General features: G+C 69.3%; 1 protein-coding gene. It reads right to left on the bottom strand.

What is annotated here, in order from left to right; all coding sequences use genetic code 11:
- Window positions 1-2: 2 nt before the first annotated feature.
- The coding region (locus OO47_RS32915; protein WP_063831967.1) for an acyl-CoA dehydrogenase family protein at window positions 3-1,157 on the bottom strand (1,155 nt) is incomplete at its 5' end.

The following is a 1,157-nucleotide window of genomic DNA, read 5'->3' as shown; positions in this document are numbered from 1 at the left end:
GGTTACGGGAGGTTGCGGGCCATGACGATGCGCTGGACCTGGTTGGTGCCTTCGTAGATCTGGGTGATCTTGGCGTCGCGCATCATGCGTTCGACGGGGTAGTCGCGGGTGTAGCCGTAGCCGCCCAGGAGCTGGACGGCGTCGGTGGTGACCTCCATGGCGACGTCGGAGGCGAAGCACTTGGCCGCGGCGCCGAAGAAGGTCAGAGCCTCCTTTTCACCTCCGGCGGCAACGCGCTCGCTCTTGGCCGCGGCGGCGTAGGTGAGCTGGCGGGCGGCTTCGAGCTTCATGGCCATGTCGGCGAGCATGAACTGCACGCCCTGGAAGTCGGCGATGGGCTTGCCGAACTGCTTGCGCTCGGTGACGTAGCCCTTGGCGTAGTCCAGGGCGCCCTGGGCGATGCCGATGGCCTGGGCGGCGATGGTGATGCGGGTGTGGTCCAGGGTCTTCATGGCGGTGGCGAACCCGGTGCCCTCCGCGCCGATCATGCGGTCGGCGGGGACGCGGACGTTGTCGAGGTAGACCTCGCGGGTGGGCGAGCCCTTGATGCCCAGCTTCTTCTCCGGCGCGCCGAAGGAGACGCCCTCGTCGTCCTTGTCGACCACGAACGCGCTGATGCCCCTGGAGCGCTTGTCGGGGTCGGTGACGGCCATCACCGTGTAGTACTGCGACACCCCGGCGTTGGTGATCCACCGCTTGACGCCGTTGAGGACCCAGGTGTCGCCGTCGCGCACCGCGCGGGTCTTCATCCCCGCCGCGTCCGAGCCGGCGTCCGGCTCCGACAGGGCGTAGGAGAACATCGCGTCGCCCTTGGCCAGGGGGCCCAGGAACCTCGTCTTCAGCTCCTCCGAGCCGGACAGGATCACCGGCAGCGAGCCCAGCTTGTTGACCGCCGGGATCAGCGAGGAGGAGCCGCACACCCGGGCGACCTCCTCGATCACGATCACCGTCGCCAGCGCGTCCGCCCCCGCACCCCCGTAGGCCTCGGGCACGTGCACCGCGTGCAGGTCGTTGGCGACCAGCGCGTCCAGGGCCTCCTGCGGGAACCGCCCCTCCTCGTCCACCGCCGCCGCGAACGGCGCGATCTTCGCCTCCGCCAGCGCACGCACCGACTCCCGGAGCATGTCGTGCTCCTCCGAAGGACGGTACAGATCGAA

The organism is Streptomyces bikiniensis (assembly GCF_000716625.1).
GTDB classification, from domain to species: domain Bacteria; phylum Actinomycetota; class Actinomycetes; order Streptomycetales; family Streptomycetaceae; genus Streptomyces; species Streptomyces bikiniensis.
Note: the sequence above shows the minus strand (reverse complement) of the source record. Positions and strands in the feature narration are given on the sequence as shown.